The sequence below is a fragment of the Arthrobacter sp. TJ-270 genome, from assembly GCF_058269075.1.
The window spans coordinates 1-23,650 of the sequence record NZ_JBZCNB010000010.1; the positions used below are offsets into that span (position 1 = coordinate 1).

Below are 23,650 nucleotides of genomic sequence, written 5' to 3' on the forward strand. Positions count from 1 at the left end.
CGGCGCAGGATCTCGGCCCTAACCCGCGGCGCCGTCCGCGCCCAGGACGCCTGCACGGCGTCCGCGGCGTCGAGGGCGGCCACGGCGTCCTCGCTGGTCGCCGACGCGAGAGTCGCAAGCACCTCGCCGGTGGCGGGATCATGCACGTCGAAAGTGCCGCCGTCGGACGCCTCCCGCCACTGGCTGCCAATCAGGAGTCCGGTAGGAATGGAAGCGAGCAGGGACGCCTCGCGTTCAGGCGAGATGGCAAAGGAAAGCGCAGAAACAGTCATGAGGAAGTCCTAAAGTTTTGGCAACGGGCGGAGAACTTAGCCACCGGCGTGTTTTTCAGTAGCTGGTGGGGGTATCGCCGTCGGATGCCGGGATGAACTGCGCGGCGAGGGCCTCGGAGCCCCGAGCCAGCAGGGCCACGTCGGCACCGACCAGGATGAAGCCGGCCCCCGCGTCCAGGTAGTGGCGGGCGGTATCAGGATTGAAGGCGTTCACGCCCGCCGGTTTGCCGGCTTTTTTCGCCGCCTCAAGGCAGCGTTCGACGGCGGCGCGAACCTCGGGGTGCTCCTGCTGGCCGAGCACGCCCATGGAAGCAGCGAGGTCGGAGGGGCCGACGAAGATGGCGTCCACCCCGTCGACCTTGAGGATGTCCTCCACGGCTTCGACGGCGGCCGCGGACTCGATCTGCACTGTCACGCTGATGGTGTCAGAGGCCCGGGCCAGGTAATCCGGCACCCGGTTCCAGCGCGCCGCGCGGGCCAGTGCCGAGCCGACCCCGCGCACACCCTCCGGCGGGTACCGCGTGGCGGCGACAGCGGCCTCGGCTTCCGCCACGGAGTGCACCATTGGAATGAGCAGGTTCTGCACACCCAGGTCCAGGTACTGCTTGATCAGCACAGTGTCATTCACGGGCGGCCGGACCATCGTGGAGACCGGGTAACCGTGGATCGCCTGCAGCTGGGCAAGGATGGACTCAAGGCCGTTCGGGCTGTGCTCGGCGTCAACGAGGAGCCAGTCCAGGCCGGCGCCCGCGCAGAGTTCCGCGATCAGCGGGCTGCCGGAGCACACCCACATTCCCGCCAGCGGCCGGTCGGCTGCGGCCAGCGCGTCGCGGAAGGTGCTCTCTAGTGGAAGTGGCATGTCACAGCTCCGAGCGGTCCGTAGTCGGCATGGACGGTGTCGCCCTTGGAAACCCAGAGGGGACGGGTGAAGGAACCGGCGAGGATGATGTCCCCGGCCTTGAGGCTGTCCCCGTGGGCGGCAATCTTGTTGGCCAGCCAGTGGACGCCGGCTGCCGGGTGGTCCAGCACACCGGCTGCCACGCCGGTCTCCTCGACGGTCTGGTTCTTGTAGAGGATGGCGGCGACCCAGCGGAGGTCGACGGCGTCCGGCTTCACCGGACGGCCGCCCACCACCATGGCGCCCATCGCGGCGTTGTCCGAGATGGTGTCCACGATGGTCCGGCCCTCCATCTCGATCCTCGAATCCAGGATCTCGAGGGCCGGAACCACGTAATCCGTCGCGTTCAGGACGTCGAAGATAGTGCAGCCCGGGCCCTTCAGCCCATCCTTCAGCACGAACGCCAGCTCCACCTCGACGCGCGGATGGGTGTACTTGTCCCACTCCACGGAGCAGCCCGTTTCCAGCACCATGTCATCGAAGATGGCACCGTAGTCCGGCTCGGTGATCCCGGTGGCTGCCTGCATGGCCTTGGACGTGAGGCCGATCTTGCGTCCCACCAGGGTGCGCCCGGCTTCCTCGTTGCGGCGGCGCCACAACTGCTGGACAGCGTAGGAATCCTCGACGGTCATGTCCGGGTAGCGGGCGGTCAGCCGGGCAATGGGGGTGCGGCTGCGGCCGGCCTCCACCAGCTCGTCTGCAATAGCCTCAATCGTCGCGTCGTCCAGCATGGCTACAGCTCCTGAGTTGTCGGTGAATATTTGAATCGTTCAAGTCGTCTGAAAGAGCAGAACTAAGCTGTCCCTAGGAACTGACGGCAAGACAGCCACCCGCGTAACAACGCGGCCTGAACTGGCCCGCGTGGGAGCATCTGCGCCTCGCCAAGAACGCCGAACTGGCGTTGGCGCATAGAACTGGCTCTGGAGTGTTATTAGGAGAAGTTGGCAGCCGGCCCGTAGGAGGCGATGGTTTCATCAATCTTGTTCCGGGTGTCCATCAGGCGAGGCAGGAAGTCGTCACGGAGCGTTTCCATGGACACGCGTGCAGTGTGCACGGCAACGTTGATACCAGCGATGACCTTCCCGTTCGCATCGTGGATAGGGACGGCGATCGTGCGCACGCCGGCCTCGACTTCCTGATCGACGAGGCACCAGCCTTGTGACCGGACATCAGAAAGGATCCGGGTGAAAGAGTCACGGTCGCGTCCGGCTCCACCGAGGTCTCCGGCTTCTTCGCGCATGTTGAGATAGGCGTCCAGTTCTTCCGGAGGCATGTTCGCGAGGATGACCCGTCCCAGGGCGGTAGGCAGTGGATCAATCCTGGTCCCGACACGGACGTTGAATGTCATTATGCGTTTCTGCGCGGAGGCGCGGGCGATGTAATAGATGCGATCCTCATCGAAGACTCCGACGGAACACGCTTCGCGAAGTTCGGCGTTTAATTCGTTGAGGAAAGGCTCCACGACGGCTGGCAGTTCCACCGAGGACAGGTAGGCGTAGCCGATGTCTAGCACCCGGGGACGCAGCCGGAAGGCTCCGTCTTTACTGCTGACATAACCCAGCTTCTGCAGGGTCAGCAGGAGCCGTCGGGCGCTGGGTTTTGATAGCCCGGTCTGCCGGGCGACGTCGGAGAGCGTCATCTCTTGGTGCTCGTCGGAGAAAGCCCGCAAGACAGCCAGCCCTTTTTCGAGGGACTGGACGAAGTCGCCATCACGTCGGAGGGTAACCGTGCTGTTTTCCATATCGGAATTCTCCCCCATCCCGATTGCCTTCTCCGCCGCATCGGAACCGGCCTGTTGCTCATCGACCGTCATGGGTTCGCCTTGGCTTGTCCGTGGGTTGCCAGGTACCCACGGACAATTTCGTTGAAATCAATTGCCCGCTCTACTTGGCTCCAGTGCCCGCATTGGGAGAAGAGGTGGAGGTCTGCGTGCGGGATAGTGTTCGCGAGCTCGAGGCTCCGGGTTGCAGGGATAACTGCGTCTTCGCGGCCGTGAATCAAAAGCACTGGGACCAGCAGCTGTGCCAGGGCGGAAAAATCCAGTGGCAGGCGTTCCCGGTCGCGGTCCCTGGCTGTGATGACCTCTCTGAACCGGGTCGTTGCCTGTTCAGTTTTCGAGGCTTTGTATCGGGCCTGAACAAGTTCTTCAGTCACGAGGGAGTGATCCACGACGAAGTCCGTGAGCGTGCGACGGATTCCGTCGACGGTGATCTCCGGCGTAGCGTGGCTGGTTAAGGCTTGGGTGCGTTTTGCTCCGCCTGTTCCCATGGAGATGATTCCGGCGAGACGCTCCGGGTGGTCGATGGCGAACTGGAACGCCACCCAACCACCGAGTGAATTACCGACGAGCCAGGTCTTCTCGATGCCGAGAGCGTCCAAGACCCGGATCACATGCTCAGCCCAGGCCTTGATGCCGTAGTCCGTGCCGTCCGGGACGATGGTTTGCCCGAATCCTATGAGGTCGACGGCGATGGCCCTGTTTTCTTGCCCGATGTCTTCCAGGTTCAGCCACCAGTTCGCGGCAGCTGAGACGCCGGTTCCGGAGCCGTGGAGGAAAAGTACCGGCGTCCCGCTGCCGATTTCATGGTAGTGGGTGAGTTCTCCTGGGGCGCTTTCCAGCCACCGGTCCTCCAGCCCGAAGAACGCGTCTGTGGCGTGTTCTGGGGTTCGTACGTCAGTCATCGGAGTCCCCCTTCGGTGGCCGCTTCCAGACGAGCCTGATCATCGGAAAGCGTGACGTCAAAGCCTGCGGACAGTCCCATGCCGGTAACCCATCGTGGGACCGGCTCATAGGCCACTGTGGCTACTTTTCCACGCCAGGCACCGAGGCCGGCAACCCAGGAGGCAACTTCGTGGGCACCGTTACCGGCGACTTCTTCCATCTTCTCGGCGTCGATTGTCAGCAGGTCCTCGAGGGGCCCGGTTGTCAGGCGGTCCAGGAACCAGCGGTCCCAGTCCTCGTTGATTTTGCCTTCGTGGTGGTTGGCGATCCGTTGTGCCAGGTTTTCTTCGCGGGCCTTGTTGTATTCGATGACCTGGTCACGGCCGTCGATGAGGAATTCGCGGGTGCTCTGGTCGGTTTCCTCATCGTAGGGTGACATGGGCTTGACCCAGTGGGACAACCCTCCTGAGGCGAGGATAAGAACTCTCAGGTCGTCGTCGAGGCCGCGGATGGCGTCGCCGACCGCGGACCCGAAGTCGTAGGAGCGACGCATCGAGGGCCGGGGTGGGGCACTGCAGTCGACCATAATCGGGACAACGGGGATGTCCAATCCGGGGACGAGGACTTCGTAGGGTTGAGCGATGCCGTGGTCGATACCCATGCGCAGCGAGAAGGCCGGGTCGAACCCTGCCTCACGCACGGCTTCGATGATCTGCAGACCGGCCCCGTTTTTGAAGGGCAATGGACCTTTGTATCCGCCGTAGTCGCCGAAACTTTCAATCTCGCCCGTACCGATGCAGAAGGCGGGCATGAGGTCGAAGAAAAAGTTCCGGAAGTGGTCCGGCCCGAAGATGACGATGAGATCGGGCTTAAGTTCCGTGACCTTCTCCTTCATCTGGCCGGCTGCGTTAGCAAATGCCGCGCCAGGGCCGTCGATGTCGAATTTCCCGTCCCAGAAGGGCGAGTGGGACATAGCGATGTAGCCAACGATGTTTGCCATAGCTGCTTCCTTTAGTTTCCGGTGCCGATGATTGTTTTGACGGGCAGGACCGCGGCCACCCGTCGTGTCATGGTGTTGACCTGGTCGTGCGCACAGGCGGCGGCGAGGTAGCGGTCCGGTCTGATGACGACGATCTCCCGGTCTTTCCGTCCGCGTGCCCAGTCCCGGAAACCTCCTGCGACGTCATCAAGCAGGACGGTGTCTTCACTGACCGCGTTCAGGTGCTCTCCCGCGCGGGAACGATTGACCCGGATGAGCTTTGCTCCCAAGGATTTCCAATAGGCGAGAGATTCAGCATCAAGATGTTCAACCGGGTCGGTGTTGATTCCGATGACGGCGAACCAATCACCGAGAGCCCAATCGAGCTTGACGCGCTCCCCCACGGATGTCTCGACATCGGGTTGAATGAACATCTTCCCGATGGGTGCTTTTGGAGACGCGTCTACGACGATGCCCTTGTCGTAGTAAGGCATCGGCTTGAACCTCATCTGCAGCAAGTAATCGCGGGTGGCCGGGACGCGGCCCATGGCACGCAGCCCGTAGCTGCGGACCTTCTCGCCGGCCTTGCTTTTCGGACCGTAGACCTTCCCCAGGGTGGTTGCCAGTTCAACCAGGGCCTTGGCGTGGCTCCGGCGTTCCTGTCCATAGCTTTCCAGAACGGCTGGGTGTGCACCGTGTGCCAGGACGGCGGCGAGTTTCCAAGAAATGTTGGCGGCGTCGCGAATTCCTGAGTTCATGCCTTGACCGAACCACGGCGGCTGTAGGTGCGCGGCGTCCCCGGCAAGGAACACCCGCCCGATCCCAAAGCGGTCCGCAACTCTGGAATGGTGGGAATAGACGCGTGCACGTTCAACACCAGGCATAGGCCCTGTCCAATCGAAATGGGTCCGGATGAGCTTTTCCACTTCCTCGGGACGGACCATCCGCTCATCCGTCTCCTGGTCGGTGAGGCGGAATTCGAAGCGCCGGTAACCGTAGGGCAGGTCAATAGAGACGTAGGGCCGGTCACTGCTGATGTAGTTCCCGGAATAAGGGGCGTGGTAAGTCGAGTCTTTCAAGTCCACCACCAGCCACCGCGCCGGGAGGGTTGAACCTTCCAAGACTGCGCCACTGAGTTTGCGGACAGTACTGCGGCCACCGTCGGCGCCCACCACGAAATCGGCTTCCACGAGAGTTTCCGTCCCGTCGGCCGCACGAATGGTTGCTTTCACCCCTTGGTCGTCTTGGGTCAGGTGTGTCAGTTCCTGACCCAGCCGAATCTCCACGTGCTCGAAGCGGTCCAATCCGCCGCGAAGTTTTCTCTCTAGGAGCGGTTGCAGGAAGGAGTTTCGGCGCGGCCACCCGTAAGGCTGGCCGGAAGGTGCGATTTCCGCGAGCTTGGTGCCGTTGGAGTCAAACCAGATGAGGGCTTGGTTCTGGATCATGTCGGCATGGACCTGCTCTCCCAAACCACAAGCCTGGAACACTCGCAGCGACTCGTCATCCACACCGACCCCGCGGGGGTAGTCGACGATGTCAGGCGACTTATCGATGATCAGGGTGCGGATACCGTAGACGCCCAGCAGATTGGCTACGGTGTCGCCGCAGGGGCCGGCCCCGACGATGAGTACCTGGGTTTTCAATGTTCTCCTCCGGAAAGTAGGTGATCCCGTAGGGCAGACATGCAGTGCCTGCCCTACGAGTCGCTGGTTAGAACTTGGTGTTCAGCAGATCAAGCGTGGAGCGGTACTTTTCCGCGCCCGGATAGGTGATCTCCGCGGACTCGCCAAGCTCCTCGGCACCTTCCGGAAGAGGTGCCTGCGGCATGGTGCCGAACTCGTAGACGTTCTTGGCGATGGATGCCTGGCCTTCGTCACTGAACATCCAGGCCACCAACAGTCGCGCGGCATTCGGGTGTTCGCTGCCGTCGAGGATCCCATAGGCGACGTCAGAGTAGTAAGCGCCGTCGTCCATGGTGGTGAATCCGATCGGTGCGCCCTGTGTGGCCTGACGCATGAAGCTGCCGTAACCGGCGATCAGAGAGATGTCGCTTTCGCCGGTGACGACGGCCTGCAACGCGGTGGCCACGGAGGGGTAGATCGCCGGATCCATGTCGTTCTTCAGGGAATCGAGCCAGGCCTCATCGATTGCTCCTGCTTCCAGTGCGGCTGAGAATACTTGTGGGGTCACACCGCTCTGCTTGGGGTTGGAAACTCCCAGAGCGCCTTTCCACTTCGGGTCGATCAGGTCGTCCCACGTGGCCGGGACTTCCTCTGCAGTGACGTTGTTGGAGTTGTATGCCGTTGCGTAGAGGTGACGGGAGGGGACGGACCACAGGTCGTCGGTCCCCCGGAATTCATCGTCCAGTGCCTCCGCCTCAACCGGCTGGTAGGCGGTCAGATATTCTTTTGTCGCATAACGATCCATGTCAGAGACACCGATGTGCAGCAGGTCTGCGGCGAACCCTCCGGCCACCTGTTCGCCTTCGAGCCGGGCGTCGAGTTCCTGCCCAAAGATGTCTGCTGTGGTTATTTCGATGCCTGGGTAGGCTTTGGCGAAGTCATCGTAGACGGCTTTGTAGAGATCTTCGGTGGGACCGTATATCTGTAGGGCGCCTTCGGCCTTAGCCTCCTCATACAGGCCAGCCATGGAGGTAGGCGCGGCAACCGGATCCGATGTCCCGGCGGCGTCGTTGCCGCAGGCGGTGAGGGCGAGTAGGGAGCCAATTGCCAGGGCAGTGGCTGTCTTCTTGAGTTGCATGGTGTTGTCCTTTACTGGTTGACGGTTAGTTGCGGGGCGGGCGTGGGCTGGAGCGTGGAGGCCTCGCCCTGTCCGCCCTTGCGGGTGCCTTCGACGATGACGACGGTTCCGACAGGGGGTTGGGCTAGCGCCGGCTGTCCGACATGAATGTCTTGGGCATAGCCGGGCCGTACGCGGGCGACTAGGTCCACTCCCCCGCTTGAAAGGACGACTTCGACATCGTCGCCGAGGTGGGCCTTGGAGATAACGGTTCCGACGAACGTGTTCTCGGGGGCTGCTCCGCCGTCATGTGGGTGGACGCGTACTAGGCGTGAGCGGATCGCGGCAGTGACCTGTTGGCCGGCGCTGACAGGTGTTGTGGTCGTTGCGTTGAGGAAGTTGCCGCTTCCGATCTCGACTGTAGCTAGGGTGTCTGTAGCCTCGGTGACGGTCGCGGTGAAGAAGTTATCGAAACCGACGAACTCAGCGACGAAAGCCGTCTTCGGACCGACGAAAACGTCCCGGGGGGCTCCCTCCTGCACGATTCGTCCTTCCTGCAGCACCAGGACCCGGTCCGCGAGGCCACCAGCGTCTTCCTTGTCGTGGGTGACGTAAATGGCAGTCGCGCCGATGTGCTGCTGGATCCGTCTGATTTCGCGTCGCATCTGGGCCCGGAGGTTTGTGTCTAGGCTGGACAGCGGCTCATCGAGCAGCAGCAGCCGGGGTCGGGCCACAACTGCCCGGGCAAGGGCAACGCGCTGCTGCTGGCCTCCGGAGAGGGTGCCCGGATAGGAACCCCGGTGCTCCCACAAGTCCACCATCATCAATGCCTCACGGACCCTGTCCTGAATTTCAGTCCGGGCCACTTTGCCGCGTTTGAGCGGATACGCGACGTTGTCGAACACACTTTTGTGCGGCCACAGCGCGAAGCTTTGGAAGACCATTCCGAGTTGGCGCTGCTCAGGGGTTCGGTTGATGCCGGCAGAGCGGTCGAAAACGGTATCTTCGCCGAAGCTGATGGAGCCGCCCTCCGGGTTCTCCAGTCCGGCGACGGAGCGCAGCAATGTGGATTTCCCGCAACCTGAGGGGCCGAGCAGGCAGACGAACTCCCCGTCTTCCACGGTGAGGTCGACGTGGTCCAGGACGGTGCGGCCTCCGAAGGACTTATGCAGTCCCTGAATGCTGATTCCGGTCATTTCGAGGCTCCTTCGGGAAGCTCTGGTGAGGTGGCGTCCTGGCGTTTCAGGCTGTTGAAGGGCCCTCTGGTGGACAGGAAACGGAAGATGAGGATAAGAATGATCGCTGCCAGCGCGAGGCCGATCATGGCTGTTGTGAAGATGACGTACAAGGCGGAGGCGAGGACGGTTTCACCGCTGTTGTGATAGCCGAAGCTGATCGTGGAAATCATCTCCGTGTTCGTGGTTCCCAACAGGACTGGCACGTCGAGAATGCCCGACATGGTGATAGCCACGAGGAACCACGCCGCGACAAGGCTCGGCGTCATGAGGCGCATCGTCACAGTGCACACCGCCCGGAGGAACGAGTCTCCGGAGATGCGGGCCGCTTCCTCCATATCCACCCCGATCTGGGCAAGGGCCCCTTCGATGGTGCGGGTCGCTAGAGGAACTGTGGCTACTGCGAGGCCCAGGATGAGGACCCACACCGTCCCGTACAGGCTCCGCCCGCCGGGCGTGGTCAGAACTGACCACAGGAAAGCCAGACCGAGCACCAGCCCTGGCATAGCGGCCGGCACCCAGGAAGCGAGCTGAATGTATCGGCCCAGCGGGCCCTTCATCCTCACGAATGCGTAACTGACCACGAACGCCAAAATGACGGTAAGCAACCCGCCCAGGACCGAAACAACGATTGTGGTTCTCAGCGCCTGCATGACGTTCGGGGTATTCAGCAACTGCTCGACGTTTTGCGTCGACATTTCCGGGGAACCCAGGTACGGCTGGAAAGCGCTGAGGATCACCTGGAAGACAGGAAGGACAAGAGCAATAAAGAAGTAGAACAGCATGGCCGCTACGACAAGACCCGCCCACCTTCCCGGTTTGCGCAGGCCGGCGTCCTTGGAGCGCCCTCCCACGGAGGTGTAGGTTTTCCCTCCCCCGGTGAGTTTGAGTTGCGTCAGCACCAGCACCGCGAGGATCGCCACGATAACCAACGAGGATGCGGAGGCCGCCGGATAATCGGCTTCGAAACCGCCCCTGAGGTAGTCGTAGATGTGGGTGGCGTAAACGGTGATCCCGGCAGGCAGGCCGAGCACAGCCGGTGTTTCAAAAGCTTCCAGGCCCTTTACGAAGACGAACAGACTGGCTGCCATCAAAGCCGGAAGCAACGCGGGCAGCTCAATTCCGAAATATGCTCGCATCCGGCTGGCTCCGCTGATGCGGGCGGCCTCTTCCAAGGCTGAATTCTGGTTGCGAAACGCGCCGAGAATGATGAGGTACGCCAGCGCGGCTGCCTTGAACACGGTCACGATAATCAGGCCAAACCAGCTGCGGGTGTTGAATGCCGCGGATAAAGCATCCAGGCCAATGGTGTCGAGGAACTGGTTGATTAGTCCAGATTGCCCCGCCCCAAGCATTGCCCAGCTGAGCGAGTAGAGCACAGTGGGCATGGCTACGAGGATGACCATGACTGGAGTGATCCAGCGCCGAAAGGGGATATCCATGCGGGTGGTCACGGTAGCGAAGAACACGGCGACAGCCACGGCCAGCACGGTGATCGTCACCGAATAAACCATTGTCGCAATCAGGGCGTTGTACGTGTCCGGATCGGAGAAAACTCTTTCAAAACCGGACGTCGTCCAGCTCTGGTTTCGGGCGAGGGGTGAGGATTTGAAGGCCCCGAAGATCAGCATGGCCAATGGCCAGACGAACAGCCAGGTGAATACCAAGAGGCCCGCTGTCTTCACTAGGGTGCCCAAGGCTCCTCTGCCGGTAAGTGACCGTGCAGTGAATCGTCGCGGGGACTTTCTGCGGTCGGGGCCAGCGCCGGGTGGCTTCTTTGCCAGTACCGTCATCGGTTTCTCCTGAGGTGATCGAATTGTAACTGTACGCTTACCGTACGACATATACGCGATGCGTACGGATCACCTTAGTGATAAGCACCACAGCATGTCAAGGTTCCCGCGCTGCAGCCCTTTCATAGGTCAAGCACAGGGTGAGTGAGCGGCGGCGCGGTCTGGCAGTCCGCGTAGCGGTTTCGGCGGCCTCCGTACCCTCGGTGCGAGCTCTTGGGTTCCATCAACACCGATAATCGGCGTACCCCCGATAACTCGTCGCATGTTCTGGTCAGTCAGGAGGCGCCCAGGGTGCTGATGAATGCCCCCTATGGCGGACGGGGCGGGAGGTGGGATCAGCCCGGATGCGCTGGCGGAACCCGATGTGCCGTGTTCGAGGACCGCTGGCGCAGCCAACCGGGCACCCATCCAAACTGCGCCGTCTGGTTGATACCGTCCAGCGCCACTCACACAGAGGAACGACCGGGCCCTGGGGCCGCGCCACAGGACAGTTCTCGTCGCTGGGAGAAGCCCAGAAGAGCTCGCCCTCGCTAGGATTTTGAGCGCGCCATTAAACTCTTCACAGGAAAGTAGAACTGCCCCCGATTACCCCTTCTGAGGGTGATGCTGACACCTCTAACCATCGGACGGGTGGGCGTTCTGTTCGTGAACCTAAGCTTGACCAGTGCCCCGGCGGGGGCCACGCATTGTCAGCGAAATCTGCCAAGTTCCTGCTAGATCGACGCTGCGCTGTTTTTGAAAGCCGTTATTTGAGATTAGGTCTGGGAGAGGGCCGACAGCATAGAGGTACCGTTCCAATGGAATTGTTCCCTTAGGTCACGGCGAAGAGGCGACCTCTAGGTCAACTGCGCCTGTTGCAACATGGAAGCGGAAGATCCGGCACGGTGCCACGACGGAATCGTCTTGTACCCCTTCGACCGTGAATGCTACCTCGAAAGCACTTCGCCCAACGTCCTCTTCAGTCACAGTGTAGGTCGGTGTGAAGTACAGGACTTCCTCGCTCGGCAGGAGATCGGTTACCGGAAAAGCGGCGGTACCCGGTCCGGTCAGGCGGACCCCCGAAACGGTTTCGCGGCCTTCATTCCTTGCTCGTCCGGTGAACGCAAGGATGTCTCCTGCTTTGAAGCCGGGAATAACGGGCCCGTAGTTCAACTCCTGCGCCTCGCGGGTACCCAAGACCTGGACCCGGTCCGGCGAATAGCCCTGACCGATCTCTTTCCACGATTCGGCACCCCAGTCGCTCCCGTCCGTCGCCACCACATGAAACTCCCCGGCGTTTTTCCATGCGGGCGGCAGGCCTGGAGTAATTGATCGGAGCTCCATGTGGAAACACAACTTCCCGCCCGCTTTCTGTCCCCCGCGTTCTCTTGCCGAGTCGCCTAGGGGGACAGAAAGCTGGTCAGTCAACTGGTCCGCGGCAACAGACGCAAAAACGATTTCCCGATAGCCCTGACGCTCGTAGAGAACGCCAATGTTGCCGTCCGGCAGACGTGTCGCAGTCGAATAGGCCGAACTTCCCGGGCACAGAACCAGCTTGGCCGGCCACGTTCGGCCGTCGTCCGTGGAAAGGCTCAATACGGTGTTACGGCGCAGGCTGGTGTCGTGGTTGTTGGTGGCCAAGAGCCACGAGTCTGTTCGCACTGAAGCGAAGGGCTTCAGGGTTGGCACGCCGTCGTAGCGCGCCAGCGAACCGTTGTCGCTCGGATCCGGAAGATCCTCAACAGGAGTCAGTAAGCTCCAACTTCGGCCGCCGTCCTCGGAGGTGGCGGAGAGTCGCCGGGGGGTTGCGCGGCTGTGCAGGAACAGCCGCCCGTCCCTGAGAGTGACAACCTTGTTTTCGTTGGGTCCGACTCCGTCGGCCGTTCCCTGGATGAGATCGCCCAGGGCCCAACTGTCGCCGTGGTCGTCGCTGAACGCAGAGGCGGCCATGATCCTGCCTCCACAGAGAACAACGAACTGCTGAACCAGTCTCCCCCGGAACGGACCAGCGTGGATCTGAATGCCCTGACCGGCGGAAGCGAAAATACCTGCGATTTCCCGGCCACGGGGAGCGCTGCCTTTCAATTGGCCGGTGATCCGCCGGTGTTGCCAGGTGAGGCCATCGTCATCAGAAAAACTGAGGTCGCAGTGCTGAATGTTCTCATCATCAGGGTCCAATCCGGTGCTTGCCTCGAAGAAGCCGTTACGTGAGCCAGCTGCGTGGAAGAGGAATACGCGTTCGGTTTCGGAGTCCACCAACAGGCTCGGATCGCCGTAGCCGTTCAGGCCTGTACCGGTGCGCACAACCTCCTGTGCGTCCCAGGTCTGCCCGTTATCGACGCTTCTGCGAATTAACAGGTCGATGGGGCTGGGCAGGTCGTCAAGGTTGGGCCGGCCGTCGTAAACAGCGAGAAGTGTGCCTTTCATGGTTACCGACAAGGCTGGAATCCGATACTGCCGGTATCCGCTGTAGCCACGCACTGCCAGAGCGTGCTCCACGGAAGGCCGAGCGTGAGGAATGGAAGATCGGAGGTGGGACGTCACATGTTAAGTGTACTTAGGCTTGGCAATGTGTTTGGAGCACCAAGTGGTCGATTTAGTTCGACCCACTCTCGTCAATACCATTCGGAGCCAGGACGTCACATCGAGTTCTCTTTCCCGTGAACGTGAAATCTTGGACGGATGCCCGCCTCTGATTCGCTGGTTCGCGGTGAGGAGGCGGTCGGAAGGACCGATCACGGCCCTCCGAGGGCTTGAAGACCCTTAGCAGAACACTGGGTCAGGCCCGGTACCTGCCTGGACCTGTGGCGTCATAGGCTGATGTGTTCGGTGCCATGGGCGGTTGCGTTTCAAGCAAATTGATGTGTGAGGCAGTGTCTGCGTTGAGCTCGGTTTCGGCTGCCCGTGCGGCGTGTCTATGGACGCGCCGTTTGTCATTGAGTAGGCATAGCCCGATCGCAGCGAAGAACAGGACCAGCATAGGCGCCGCCAGGTAGAACATGCTCATGGCATCGGCTCCGGGCGCCGCCATCGCGGCAAAGAGGCATACCAAGAACACGGTGATGCGCCACGCCTTAAGAACTTGTGCTCCAGTGACAATGCCGACCATATTCAGGCCGAAGAGGAATACCGGGAGGAGAAAGGCGATCCCGAACGAGAGCATGAGCCGAAGGAGAAAGGTGATGAAGACCGACACGGTGATGATGTTGGAAAAGCCACCGGGAGTGAAATCGGTGAGCACGCGGACGGCGTTGGGGAGGATCGACCAAGCCAGCCAGAGGCCTGCCAAGAATAGAGGCACTGCCACCGAGATAAACCCCAGCGAAATGCGCCGCTCCTTTGACTTCAGTCCGGGCGTTACAAATGCCCACAGCTGATAGAGCCATACAGGACTGGACAGGACCAAGCCCAAGAAAATCGAAACCTGAATCATCAGGTCGAAGGGGGTTGCCACACCGTCGAAATTCAACGAGGCCTGACGGCCCTCACGGGCGTTCAACTCCTCAACGGGCCTCGCGAGTGCTTCCAGCACCGGAGCGTATAGGAAAAATCCCGCAACGGTTCCGCCGATCGTCGCCATTCCGGCTTTCACCAAACGGTTTCGGGCTTCCCGTAAGTGCTCCTTCAAGGGCATAGAGCCCCCGGAATTGTGACTGCCTACCTTCATCCGAAACATGGATTGCTATCTGGCTGGAGGAGAGAAGCCGTCCTGGATGCCCCCATCTATACGAGGATCCGGCCTGTTCCGGGCGGCTGGGTTGCTGGATTGATGTGGTTGATGCGCGGGCTCCGAAAGCGTGTAGTCCTCACCTGCAAAGTCTGGATTGTTTTCATCCTTCAGCTGTCTCACCTCAGATCTGAAGATCCTTAGCGACTGCCCGACACTGCGTGCTAGTCCCGGTAGCTTGGGTGCGCCGAAAAGCACAATGGCTAAGGCGATGACGACGACGATGGTCCAACCTTCAGGTCTCATTTTCAATCCCCTTTTTCTAGTTTGCTCGTTTGATTCTTGTGGTTGCGGGAGGAATACGCTCCGCTGATACCCCCAGATCGAAGGGCTGAGGCATGCCGTCCAGATCCTCTAGGAGCGCGTCCTTGATGATCGTTCTCGGGTCATAACGGCGTGGATCTAATTTGTGCCACTCAACGTCCGCAAGCTCGGGGCCCACTTCATGGCGGATTTGTTCCTGTGCTCCAGCGGCGAACCGGCGGAACGCTTTGACGAATTGCGCTAGTTGAGATGCGTAAACGGGGAGGCGGTCGGGACCAAGAATGAGGATTGCCAAGGCCACGAGCACGATGGCTTCCAGCCCGTTGATTCCCATCACCCGTCTACCTCTCGACCGGAGTGCTTTACTCGTTGAGGCCGCACTCTAGGTGGAGATAGGTCGACCCATGACATCTGCTTGCAACTCATAAGGCCTCCTCGGGGGCGAGATCCAGGTAGTCGAGGTTATGTGACGTCTGACCTACAACATCCTACGTCTATTTGTGGGTAACGTCACTAGGAGGGGAAGTTTCTCGGAAATCACTACGCTGAGTGGCGATCCGTCACGTGATCTCCGCCGCCCTAGGGAATCGTCGTGCATGCCCCCATGGAAGCCTGCTGGACCATCCCAATTGCACGGCGTGCAATTCCAATTCGCTCCGCGAGTGGCACGCCCAGGAGGCCTGTAGTGATCTTCAGCCCGAGGTACCTAACAGCCCCTGCCGCTGCGGTTGTTGCCGCAATTTCTTCAACACTCAACAGGCTCTCCCTCCATGCGCAGGACTCTTCACCTACTCCCCGGGGCGCGATGTGTGAGTCTGCCCACGGAGCACCCCAAGGCCCAGAAGCTGGCGTGGCACCGGAAAACATGAGGCCCACCAGATGGCCGGAGGAAGCTGCGGCGCTGACGTGATCCAGCGCGGTCTGCGCGGATCGCCCCTCAATAGCCGACCGACCCCAGTTGATAGTGCAGCCGGCACGCTCATGGTTGAGGGATTCAAGGACCGCCAGCTCGTCGGTCAGCTCAAGGAAGCCTTTCTCCGGCACCCGCCCGGGACGCGGAGCGTCACAGTGCTCGATGACCAGGTCCGCGCCGGCTGCCTCCATCCCGAGCAGTTCGGTGATGGATCGCTCCAAAGCGACCGCACTGGCAATGGCGCCACGGGGAGCGCTGTGTACCTGAATTGCTGACACCCGCCGTCGCCCACTGGCCTGGGCGGACTCGACAGCCGCCGCCAGGGCGCCCCGGACATCTGAAACGGCGACGGCACGGCCCTCATCATCGATCGACGCCAAACCATACCGCGAGTTGCCTGCAAGCCGGCCCATCACCGTGGGAATGCAGGTGATCACAACATCCCAGCGGTCCGAGATGACGGCGGGCAGGCCTCCCTTCGTGGCGCCGAGGGCGAACCGGTCCCCCAGCGCTTCGGTGAGCGGCATCTCTATGGCGCTCACCGGCTGCAGCGCTTCGAGCGCGCTGTAAGCGCGGGCGAGCTCTGCGTCAGGCAATCCCGCAAAGAGCGCGTAAGCGCCAAGGGTCAGACCGCCCTCCATCATCGAGTTACTCGACCCCGGCGGCTCATTCATGACCGGACCTTCCGATCGAGGCTCCGAAGCAGGGGTTCGTAGTGACGCCTGACAGCGGCGCGGTACTCTTCCACCTCGCCTGCTTCCGCAGCTCGCAACATCTGTTCATGCGCCCGCGCCGTCTGCGTCAGGTCGGTAGGAAGCGACACACCGAGTCGGGGCATCACGGCGTCGTGAACGTCCCAGAAGGCTCCGACCAACGGGCCGATGATCGAGCTGCCGGTCCGTGCGAGAAGGGCCGTGTGAGCGTCGCGGTCGTAGTTTGCAAACATCGATTTCTGGTGGCTGCGTTCGATCATCCGGTTCACCATCACGGTCAACTCGGGGTTGGAGGTATTGGCCCAGTGCGGCAGTGACCTGTTCGGCCATGGAGAGGTCAAGGGACTGCCGGATCTCGACGATCTCATGCAGCGCGCTCAGATCTGCGCCAGGCTGGAGCGTGCCGGCGGAACACGAGGGTTTGCACCAGCGCATTGAGCGACATGCGGCCTACGTACATGCCGTGTCCGTGGCGTACCTCGACTATGCCTAGGGTGGTCAGCGTACAGATAGCTTCGCAGAGGCTGGACCTTGATACGCCCAGGGACAGGCAGAGATCGGCTTCCGTTGGCATGGCATCGCCCACCGCCAACCCCTGAACCAGAATCAGGTCCTTGATCTGGCCGGCGATCTCGTCACTCCGGTTGTGTCCGCGCCTGTGCAATGGGCGCGCAGCCCGCGGTTGCCAACCGGGTGGGGTACCATCAGCCGTCACAGGCCCTCCTTGAAGTAACTTATTGCCAGAATGTCATCCCGGTAGGAGCCCATGTCCTCCGGCTTAGAATGAAGGCTGGAAGTGGCCGAGCGCACGCATGGCCGGGAACGCACCCCACCCTGGAGGTGCGGGTGCGTTACCGGCCATGCTCACAGTCGCTGGTTCTATCGCGCGGCGGAAAGGACTACCCGGTCCCAGCCGACGTACCGGCCTTCGCCGTCAGTGACCGACACTTTCCGCGCGCCCGGCTTTGCGCCTTCAGGGACATTGAAGGTCACCTGCCCGGCGTCGTCGGACTGGAACCAGCCCAGCGGCTCGGTGTTCTCGTGGAGGAAGTACCAGGCACCGGCGTCAGGCAGCGTCAAGGTGACCTCCTGATCGGTAGCGGGCGGGATGAGTGGAGCACCGAAGTCAGCTTCGTTCTTGCGTTGCAGCTGTTGCTCGGTCGGCACATCCGCAGTGAAGCCCGGCTCAACTGAGGTCCTCAGCGGGTAGGCGTCGGCGGTGACCGCACCCTCCGCGCTGCGGCTGCCATTGGCACCGACGACGACGGCGTCGATCGCCTCGATCTCGGCCGCCTCCACCTGGGCTTCCGTCAGTGCAAACGTGCGGGTAACGTCGGTGGATCCTTCAACCGCCAGTTCAGCTACAGCACCGGACCAACCCTCAAGATTAACTTCGGTCAACCGGACATTGCCGCTGTTGGTGATGGTCACACGCTGTGTCACCTGGTCACCGGCGCTGTCCCGGCCATCACCGTCCGTGTCGGCGATTTCGGTTGCGACGGCAGCAGCGGTCAGCTCCGGGTTGCGTTCCTTGAGGTCGGACTCGCCGCCGTTGATGCTCAGTTCCTTACTCGGGAATCCGGACGCGCTCAGCTGCCAGGTAGTCAGCGGCACAAAGAAGCCGTCGGCTGCTTCCTGCTCGGTGACCGTGTGCTTCGGTGTGGAACAGGTGTAATCATCCCCGGCGGGAAGGACAAGGTACCGGCAGTTGCCCGGGCCCGGCGGCACAAACGGAGCGAAGTTGCCCGATGTCGGGACTGTCGCCTCAGTGACCAGACCGGTGTTGGTGACGTGGAAGGAATATGGCACCTGCTCACCCGCCGTGTAAGGGTTCGCTGCCAGATCACGGCTGGTGTCGGTCCGCGAGCCGACGATGTCCGCTGCGAGGGCGTTCGCCTTCCCTGTGGAGTTCAGGAACACGACGTTTCCGGTGTGGGTCACCGACCTTGTCAGGGACCTGTCGGTTGTCGATGTGGATTCGAAGGTTGCCGTCGGAATAAAGTATCCCCGGTCTACATCCTCCTGCGTCACCGTGTGCTTTGGTGTGGTGCAGTTGTAGGCTGCGCCGGGTGCAAGGTTGCGCCAGCGGCAGTTCGGAGCATTGGGCGGTAGGAAACCGATGTCCAGATTACCGGCGGTAGGTACCGCGTCAGTGGTGACCGTGGCGGTCGAGGTGATGCGCAGGTTGTAGCCAACCTGATCCCCCACTTTGTAGGGGTTGGTGTCAACGTCCCTGCTGGTGTCAGCGACCGCGCCCGTGATGCTCAACCCGACGGCGTCGGCTGCGGCCTTGAAGGACCGGCGGGATTCGCCGCCCTGGGCCGACGTGAAGACCGCGTTGAGGGTCGATGCGGCGCCCGGGTTGTCACCGGCCGTCAGTGGCACGGAGATGGTCGCTGATTCGCCCGGCGCGATGGAGGGCACGTCCACAACCGGCGCCGTCCAGCCCTCGGGTGTGTCGATGGTGACTCCGCCGGAGAGGGCAGTCTGCTCCTGGTTGGTGATGGTGACCGGAACGTCAGTTGACTGACCGGCAGCCAATTTCACATCTGGCACCTCGAGCGGGGCGCAGACGTAGTTCAGCCAGGCGTCGTCGAACTTGGCGAAGGTCATTCCGTTGGTGTAGCTGGTCTCGTAGAACAGACCGATCTGGCCGTCCTCCAAGCGCTCCAGCGTGGAGTAGGCGGAGAAACCAGACCGGACGGACCGGACAGAAGGCCAGGTTTCGCCGTCGTCACAGGAAACCCGCACCGAAACATTCGAACGCGAGGACTGGCTGTTGGAGTTGGAGAAGATCAGCTTCTTCGCCTCGGGGGTGCCCTGTGCGGCGTCCGGGAAGAGGCGGGTGATGGAGGCATTGTTGGTGGGATCCGGCAGTTCCAGGTCCTTGGTTACCGGACCGTAGCTGTGTCCACCGTCCGTGGAGATGGCCACCTTCCGGTAGCCTCCGTTGCCGCTGTCCCGCGAGTTCATCATGACGCGGCCGTCGGAGAGTTCGACCGTCTTGTTCTCATCCATCTGGGTGCCGACGTTCTCTCCCTTCTGCCAAGTCAGTCCGTGATTATCCGAGTAGACGCTGTAGGCCTGGATGGTTCGGGTGCCGTCCGCCTGGAGGGTGTCTCCTGCGTACTGCTGGATCAGCCGGCCTGCGTACTGGCCATACTTCAGCTGGATGCCTTGGCCGGAGGTGGCGAAATTGGCGCGGATGTCGCCGGGCGCCGGCGTCAACGGATTACTCCCGGGCTTGGTCACGTCCGTGATCAGTCGCGGCTCGGACCACGTGAGACCACCGTCGCTTGACTCGATCACAGCGGAGCTGATGACCTGCCTGTTCGCGTCGTCATTCCCGAAGGAGCTGCCGTGGAAACCTTGGTCCTTGGAGTAGACAAAGAAGTTGAAAACCTTTCCGGTTTCCTCATCAACCACATAACTGGGATCGCTGTAACCGAACTTGGGCGTCTCCTGACCAGTTGCCGTGACGGAACCGGCAGCGACAACCTTGATGGGCCCCCACGTCTTTCCGCCGTCGGTGCTGCGGCGCTCGACAATGGAGTTCGGGTTGGGGGCATCGGCCGCGTTAAAAGGCCGGCCGTCCCAGGACGCCAGCACCACGCCGTTTCCGAGGTAGGCCAAAGCCGGGATCCGGTAGGAAGCGAACGGACTGATGAGCTCCGCCCCAAGATTTACCTCTGAGAAGGTTCCCGGGGCGTCGCCGGGGGCTTTGGCAGGCACAGGGGCGGCGTTTGCCGCCAGAGATCCTCCGGATACAAGGGAGGCCGCGAGAAGCGCGGCCAATCCCATGCCCGACCGACGGACTGACTGAGGGGAATTTTTCATGAATGACCAGACTTCCTTGTCAGGGATGTTGAGGTGCTACATACAACATCCTATGTCCTATGTGTGAGTTGCGCCACTCTATTGGCTCTTTTTATGCGAACGCCCGGATGAAGGCCCGGTTCCTGTCGTGAATCGCCTGTCGGCTCGTAACCGCTTCTGGGGCGACGAGTTCGAACCCGTGGTACGCACCGAGGTAAACGTGCAATTCCGCGGGAACACCCGACTGCATCAGTCTTGATGCGTAGGAGATGTCCTCGTCCCGAAAGAGATCGAGCTCCCCTACCTGGATGAGTGCCGGCGGGAGACCCGAGAGATCGGTTGCGCGGGCAGGCGCGGCATATTGACTCACATCCTTCCCTCCTGCCGTATCGCCGAGCAGGCATTGCCACGCGAAGCAGTTCCGTTCCCTGCTCCAAGTGGGGATTCCTGAGAATTCCACACTGGATGGTGACTCCTGGCGATCATCGAGCATGGGATACATAAGGTACTGAAAGCAGAGTGGCGGGCCGCCGCGGTCTCTGGCCATCAGTGTCGCGGCGGCAGCAAGCCCGCCACCCGCACTCGATCCACCGATCGCCATTCGGTCTGGATCCACACCGAGAAGGTCAGCCCGGGATGCAGTCCAGATCAGACCTGCGTACGCGTCCTCAACTGGCGTTGGATGCGGATTCTCCGGTGCAAGCCGGTAATCCACCGCGACCACCACGCTCCGCGTCGCAGCGGCCAGCGCAGTACAGTACGACTCGTCCGCCTGTAAGCTGCCAGCAATCATCCCCCCGCCATGAATCCAGTAGATCGCGGGAAATGGTCCGTCTCCGGGCGGGGCGTAGCTCCACAGCGCGAATCCGGGTCCCTCGTGTTCGCGGCGCTGGACGTTGGAAGCGGACGCGTCAAAGGGTGCCAGCAACTCGGCAGCCCGGGCACGGAAGGCCACGAGCTCCTCAACCGTGGTCGCTGGTGGCAGCGCTTTGGAGAAAGCGAGCCCGTCAATCAGCCCAGGGTCAACTCTGGCGTGGAACGCGTCCATCAATCCTGTCCCAGAGCGCGGACAAACCAGCCGGTGATGCTCGCCGGGTGGGTGATCGCGGTTCCGACCACGACGGCGTATGCACCGACGTCGATCGCCTGCCGCGCCTGATCCGGCGTCGAAATCCTGCCCTCGGCGATCACAGGACGGCCCAGGCCGGCAGCCGTCAACCGCTCGAGAAGGTCAAGGTCCGGACCGACGGTCTTCTCCCGCTCCCCCGTGTATCCGGCCAGGGTGGTTCCGATGAGGTCCGCTCCGGCGTCAACCGCGGCTAACGCATCATCGACGGAGCCGCAGTCGGCCATGACTGCCGCGTGGGAGTTGGTGCGTATACCGTCGATGGTCTCAGCGAGGGTCAACCCGTCCGGCCGCGGCCGCCGCGTGCCGTCGAGGGCGACCACGTGCGCTCCTGCGTTCGCGCAGGCAAGGGCATGCCTCAACGTCGGCGTGATGAAAACGCCGTCGTGACCGTCCTTCCACAGCCCGATCACGGGTACCTCGACGGCGGTCCGAACGTGCTGGATGTCCGCTATACCCTGCACCCGCACAGCCGCGGCACCCCCCGCGACAGCGGACTGCGCCACCTGTGCCATGGTTCTGGGATCCCGCATCGGCTCACCGGGATAAGCCTGACAGGAGACAATCAGCCTGCCTTGGAGCTCTTGAAGGTCGATCATCGGCCAACTTTCGCTAGTTTCCTGGTGAGCGGCAGACGGGCAGCGCCTACTATCGCGGCTTTAGTTCCGAGCGCGGCCGGGACAATCGGGATCCCGGACAGCGGTCTGAGCAACTCAACGGCCGCTGCGTGCGACATGGTGTTCCACCACAGGGGTCCGGCGCTGGCCATGCCGCCGCTCACAACGACCACGTCCGGATCCAGCACGTTCGCCAAGCCTCCGATCGCTTGGCCGGCGGCGGCCGCGCCAATGGTCACCGCGCGGTGTGCGGTCGGGTCCCCCGCCGCGGCGCGGGCACACACCTCGCGCGTGTCCTGCGCGGGCGACTCGTCTGAGTTCTGACGCAGGTACGTTTCCAGGATGGCTGGCCCGGACGCGACAGCTTCGACATGCCCGGCCCCGCCACAGCTGCAAGGTCGGCCAATGGTGCCGTTGTACGCATAGGGAGAAGCGATGTGTCCAACGTGGCCTGCGACCGACCGGGCGCCCTGCAATGGGCTTCCATCGACGACGTAGCTGCCACCAACTCCGGTCCCCACCGCAACTAGGAGGGCAGAACGGACCCCCCTCGCTGCGCCGACCCAATACTCGCCGAGAGCGTGCGCATGGACGTCATTTACAGCATCGCACTCGAGGCCGGTGCGGGCAGCAAGCCCTGCGGTGAGTGGGGTTCCGGCCCAGCTGCGGATGGCGTCCGTCGCAGACACCACCGTGCCGGTTCTGGCGTCGATGACGCCGGCAGCGCCTATGCCGATTCCCTCCAACACGATTCCGTCGGCCTCCGCCCGGCCCGCAAGACTGAGCGCCAGCTTGGCGGTGGCGTCCAGGATGACTGCCGCACCGTCGCGGGCGAAGGTCGGAATCTGGTCGCTCACCAACACTTGGCCGTCTTCGTCCACCACACCCGCGGCTGTCTTCGTGCCGCCGAGATCAATGCCCAGTGCGTACCGCATCGGCTAGAGCAAACCGTTCCGCTCAAGGATTGCCCCGATCGCCCTGGTTTCGGATGCGTCCAGCCCCAGCATCGGCGAGGACATCACGTTGGAGTCGATCACGCCCATGAGCATGAGAGCTGTTTTGAACGCACCGAGCCCTGCGGCGCCCGGCGAGACACGACCTGGGGTTGGTGTGTACACGATATTGAAGACATCGGCGAGCCTGTCCTGCTCACGTGCGGCCGCGTCGAAATCTCCAGCCGTGGCGGCGCTGTAGAGCTTCGCGTAACCGGCGGGGTCCACGTTCCCAAGTCCGGGTACCACACCTTGGGCGCCGCCCAACAGTGCACCGTCCACAACCACCTCATGGCCCGTGAAGATGTCGAAGTTGGGAACCTCCTTGGCCTTGATGAGCAGCTGCCGGAACGCCACGTCGTCACCGGATGAGTCCTTCACCCCTGCGATGACACCTTCGCGGCCGAGCCGCACCAGCAGATCGGTCGGCAGCTTGTAGTGCGTACGAACCGGTACGTCGTATGCGAACAGCGGCACGTCGAGCGCCGCGTGAACGTATCGGAAGTGCGTTTCGGTCTCGTTTGCGTCGGAGATCGCATAGTACTGGGAGGTCACCACCAGCGCATCCGCCCCCAGCTCAACCATGCGCCGGCCCTCCTCGATCACCCGGTTAGTGGTTTGCTCGTTCGCGCCGACGATCAACGGCACCTGGCCGGCGTTGACACCGGCGATTGTCCGGACCACGCGTGCCCGCTCGTCGTTGGTGAGGTACGGGACCTCGGCAGAGGAACCGAGGACGAAGAGTCCGCTCACACCGCCGTCGAGCAGGTGCTTGGTCAGCCGTTCGAGGGAGGCAACGTCAATTGCGCCGTCGGCGGAGCGGGGTGTGACCACGGGCGGAATGACGCCATGGAAGCGGGAAGCGGGCGCGGTTGCCACGATATTTCTCCTGGGGATTAGGTGCGATGAAGTAGATGGGTTGATG

22 protein-coding genes are annotated in these 23,650 nt (G+C 62.1%); all 22 read right to left on the reverse strand.

Annotation, left to right across the window (positions count from 1 at the left end):
* The coding region (locus AC4D2M_RS15455) for an aldehyde dehydrogenase family protein (protein WP_490892785.1) at window positions 1-272 on the reverse strand (272 nt) is incomplete at its 3' end.
* 55 nt (window positions 273-327) lie between these two features.
* Entirely contained in the window at window positions 328-1,131 is an 804-nt protein-coding gene (locus AC4D2M_RS15460) for an HpcH/HpaI aldolase family protein (RefSeq protein WP_490892786.1), read from the reverse strand.
* A complete protein-coding gene (hpaH, locus tag AC4D2M_RS15465; RefSeq protein ID WP_490892787.1) occupies window positions 1,116-1,901 on the reverse strand; it encodes a 2-oxo-hept-4-ene-1,7-dioate hydratase in 786 nt (261 codons plus the stop codon). Before hpaH ends, AC4D2M_RS15460 begins: the two co-directional genes overlap by 16 nt.
* Window positions 1,902-2,101: 200 nt before the next feature.
* Window positions 2,102-2,983: an IclR family transcriptional regulator domain-containing protein gene (locus AC4D2M_RS15470; protein ID WP_490892788.1), complete on the reverse strand. Its 882-nt coding sequence runs from the start codon at window positions 2,981-2,983 to the stop codon at window positions 2,102-2,104.
* Window positions 2,980-3,852, reverse strand: a complete 873-nt coding sequence (locus AC4D2M_RS15475; RefSeq protein ID WP_490892789.1) for an alpha/beta fold hydrolase — start codon at window positions 3,850-3,852, stop codon at window positions 2,980-2,982. Before AC4D2M_RS15475 ends, AC4D2M_RS15470 begins: the two co-directional genes overlap by 4 nt.
* Complete coding sequence (locus AC4D2M_RS15480; RefSeq protein WP_490892790.1) at window positions 3,849-4,832, reverse strand: DODA-type extradiol aromatic ring-opening family dioxygenase; 984 nt, start codon at window positions 4,830-4,832, stop codon at window positions 3,849-3,851. Before AC4D2M_RS15480 ends, AC4D2M_RS15475 begins: the two co-directional genes overlap by 4 nt.
* 11 nt (window positions 4,833-4,843) lie before the next feature.
* Window positions 4,844-6,454 (reverse strand): bifunctional 3-(3-hydroxy-phenyl)propionate/3-hydroxycinnamic acid hydroxylase, encoded by a 1,611-nt coding sequence (locus AC4D2M_RS15485; protein WP_490892791.1) that lies wholly within the window; start codon window positions 6,452-6,454, stop codon window positions 4,844-4,846.
* A gap of 67 nt (window positions 6,455-6,521) precedes the next feature.
* On the reverse strand, window positions 6,522-7,571 hold the full coding sequence (locus AC4D2M_RS15490) for an ABC transporter substrate-binding protein (protein WP_490892792.1): 1,050 nt from the start codon (window positions 7,569-7,571) through the stop codon (window positions 6,522-6,524).
* An 11-nt stretch (window positions 7,572-7,582) separates the two neighbouring features.
* Window positions 7,583-8,746, reverse strand: a complete 1,164-nt coding sequence (locus tag AC4D2M_RS15495; protein ID WP_490892793.1) for an ABC transporter ATP-binding protein — start codon at window positions 8,744-8,746, stop codon at window positions 7,583-7,585.
* The gene (locus AC4D2M_RS15500) at window positions 8,743-10,470 is read right to left on the reverse strand and encodes an ABC transporter permease (protein WP_490892794.1); all 1,728 of its coding nucleotides are present in this window, start codon (window positions 10,468-10,470) and stop codon (window positions 8,743-8,745) included. The genes AC4D2M_RS15495 and AC4D2M_RS15500 overlap by 4 nt, the downstream gene beginning before the upstream one ends.
* 924 nt (window positions 10,471-11,394) lie before the next feature.
* Window positions 11,395-12,984 carry a sialidase family protein gene (locus AC4D2M_RS15505; RefSeq protein WP_490892795.1) on the reverse strand — a complete coding sequence of 530 codons (1,590 nt, stop codon included), beginning with the start codon at window positions 12,982-12,984 and terminating at the stop codon, window positions 11,395-11,397.
* 352 nt (window positions 12,985-13,336) lie between these two features.
* A complete protein-coding gene (gene tatC, locus AC4D2M_RS15510; protein WP_490892796.1) occupies window positions 13,337-14,191 on the reverse strand; it encodes a twin-arginine translocase subunit TatC in 855 nt (284 codons plus the stop codon).
* Between the two features lie 48 nt (window positions 14,192-14,239).
* Window positions 14,240-14,530: a twin-arginine translocase TatA/TatE family subunit gene (locus tag AC4D2M_RS15515; RefSeq protein WP_490892797.1), complete on the reverse strand. Its 291-nt coding sequence runs from the start codon at window positions 14,528-14,530 to the stop codon at window positions 14,240-14,242.
* Window positions 14,531-14,546: 16 nt separating this feature from the next.
* A complete protein-coding gene (locus tag AC4D2M_RS15520) occupies window positions 14,547-14,882 on the reverse strand; it encodes a twin-arginine translocase TatA/TatE family subunit (RefSeq protein ID WP_490892873.1) in 336 nt (111 codons plus the stop codon).
* 245 nt (window positions 14,883-15,127) lie between these two features.
* Entirely contained in the window at window positions 15,128-16,135 is a 1,008-nt protein-coding gene (locus AC4D2M_RS15525) for a DUF4862 family protein (protein ID WP_490892798.1), read from the reverse strand.
* Entirely contained in the window at window positions 16,132-16,515 is a 384-nt protein-coding gene (locus AC4D2M_RS15530) for an FCD domain-containing protein (RefSeq protein WP_490892799.1), read from the reverse strand. Before AC4D2M_RS15530 ends, AC4D2M_RS15525 begins: the two co-directional genes overlap by 4 nt.
* Before the next feature lie 23 nt (window positions 16,516-16,538).
* Window positions 16,539-16,889, reverse strand: a complete 351-nt coding sequence (locus AC4D2M_RS15535) for a FadR/GntR family transcriptional regulator (RefSeq protein ID WP_490892800.1) — start codon at window positions 16,887-16,889, stop codon at window positions 16,539-16,541.
* Between the two features lie 164 nt (window positions 16,890-17,053).
* Window positions 17,054-20,011: an exo-alpha-sialidase gene (locus tag AC4D2M_RS15540; RefSeq protein WP_490892801.1), complete on the reverse strand. Its 2,958-nt coding sequence runs from the start codon at window positions 20,009-20,011 to the stop codon at window positions 17,054-17,056.
* Between the two features lie 91 nt (window positions 20,012-20,102).
* Entirely contained in the window at window positions 20,103-21,038 is a 936-nt protein-coding gene (locus AC4D2M_RS15545; RefSeq protein ID WP_490892802.1) for an alpha/beta hydrolase, read from the reverse strand.
* On the reverse strand, window positions 21,038-21,715 hold the full coding sequence (locus tag AC4D2M_RS15550; RefSeq protein ID WP_490892803.1) for an N-acetylmannosamine-6-phosphate 2-epimerase: 678 nt from the start codon (window positions 21,713-21,715) through the stop codon (window positions 21,038-21,040). Before AC4D2M_RS15550 ends, AC4D2M_RS15545 begins: the two co-directional genes overlap by 1 nt.
* Complete coding sequence (locus AC4D2M_RS15555) at window positions 21,712-22,668, reverse strand: ROK family protein (protein WP_490892804.1); 957 nt, start codon at window positions 22,666-22,668, stop codon at window positions 21,712-21,714. Before AC4D2M_RS15555 ends, AC4D2M_RS15550 begins: the two co-directional genes overlap by 4 nt.
* 3 nt (window positions 22,669-22,671) lie before the next feature.
* Window positions 22,672-23,604 carry a dihydrodipicolinate synthase family protein gene (locus tag AC4D2M_RS15560; protein WP_490892805.1) on the reverse strand — a complete coding sequence of 311 codons (933 nt, stop codon included), beginning with the start codon at window positions 23,602-23,604 and terminating at the stop codon, window positions 22,672-22,674.
* Between the last annotated feature and the right edge of the window lie 46 nt (window positions 23,605-23,650).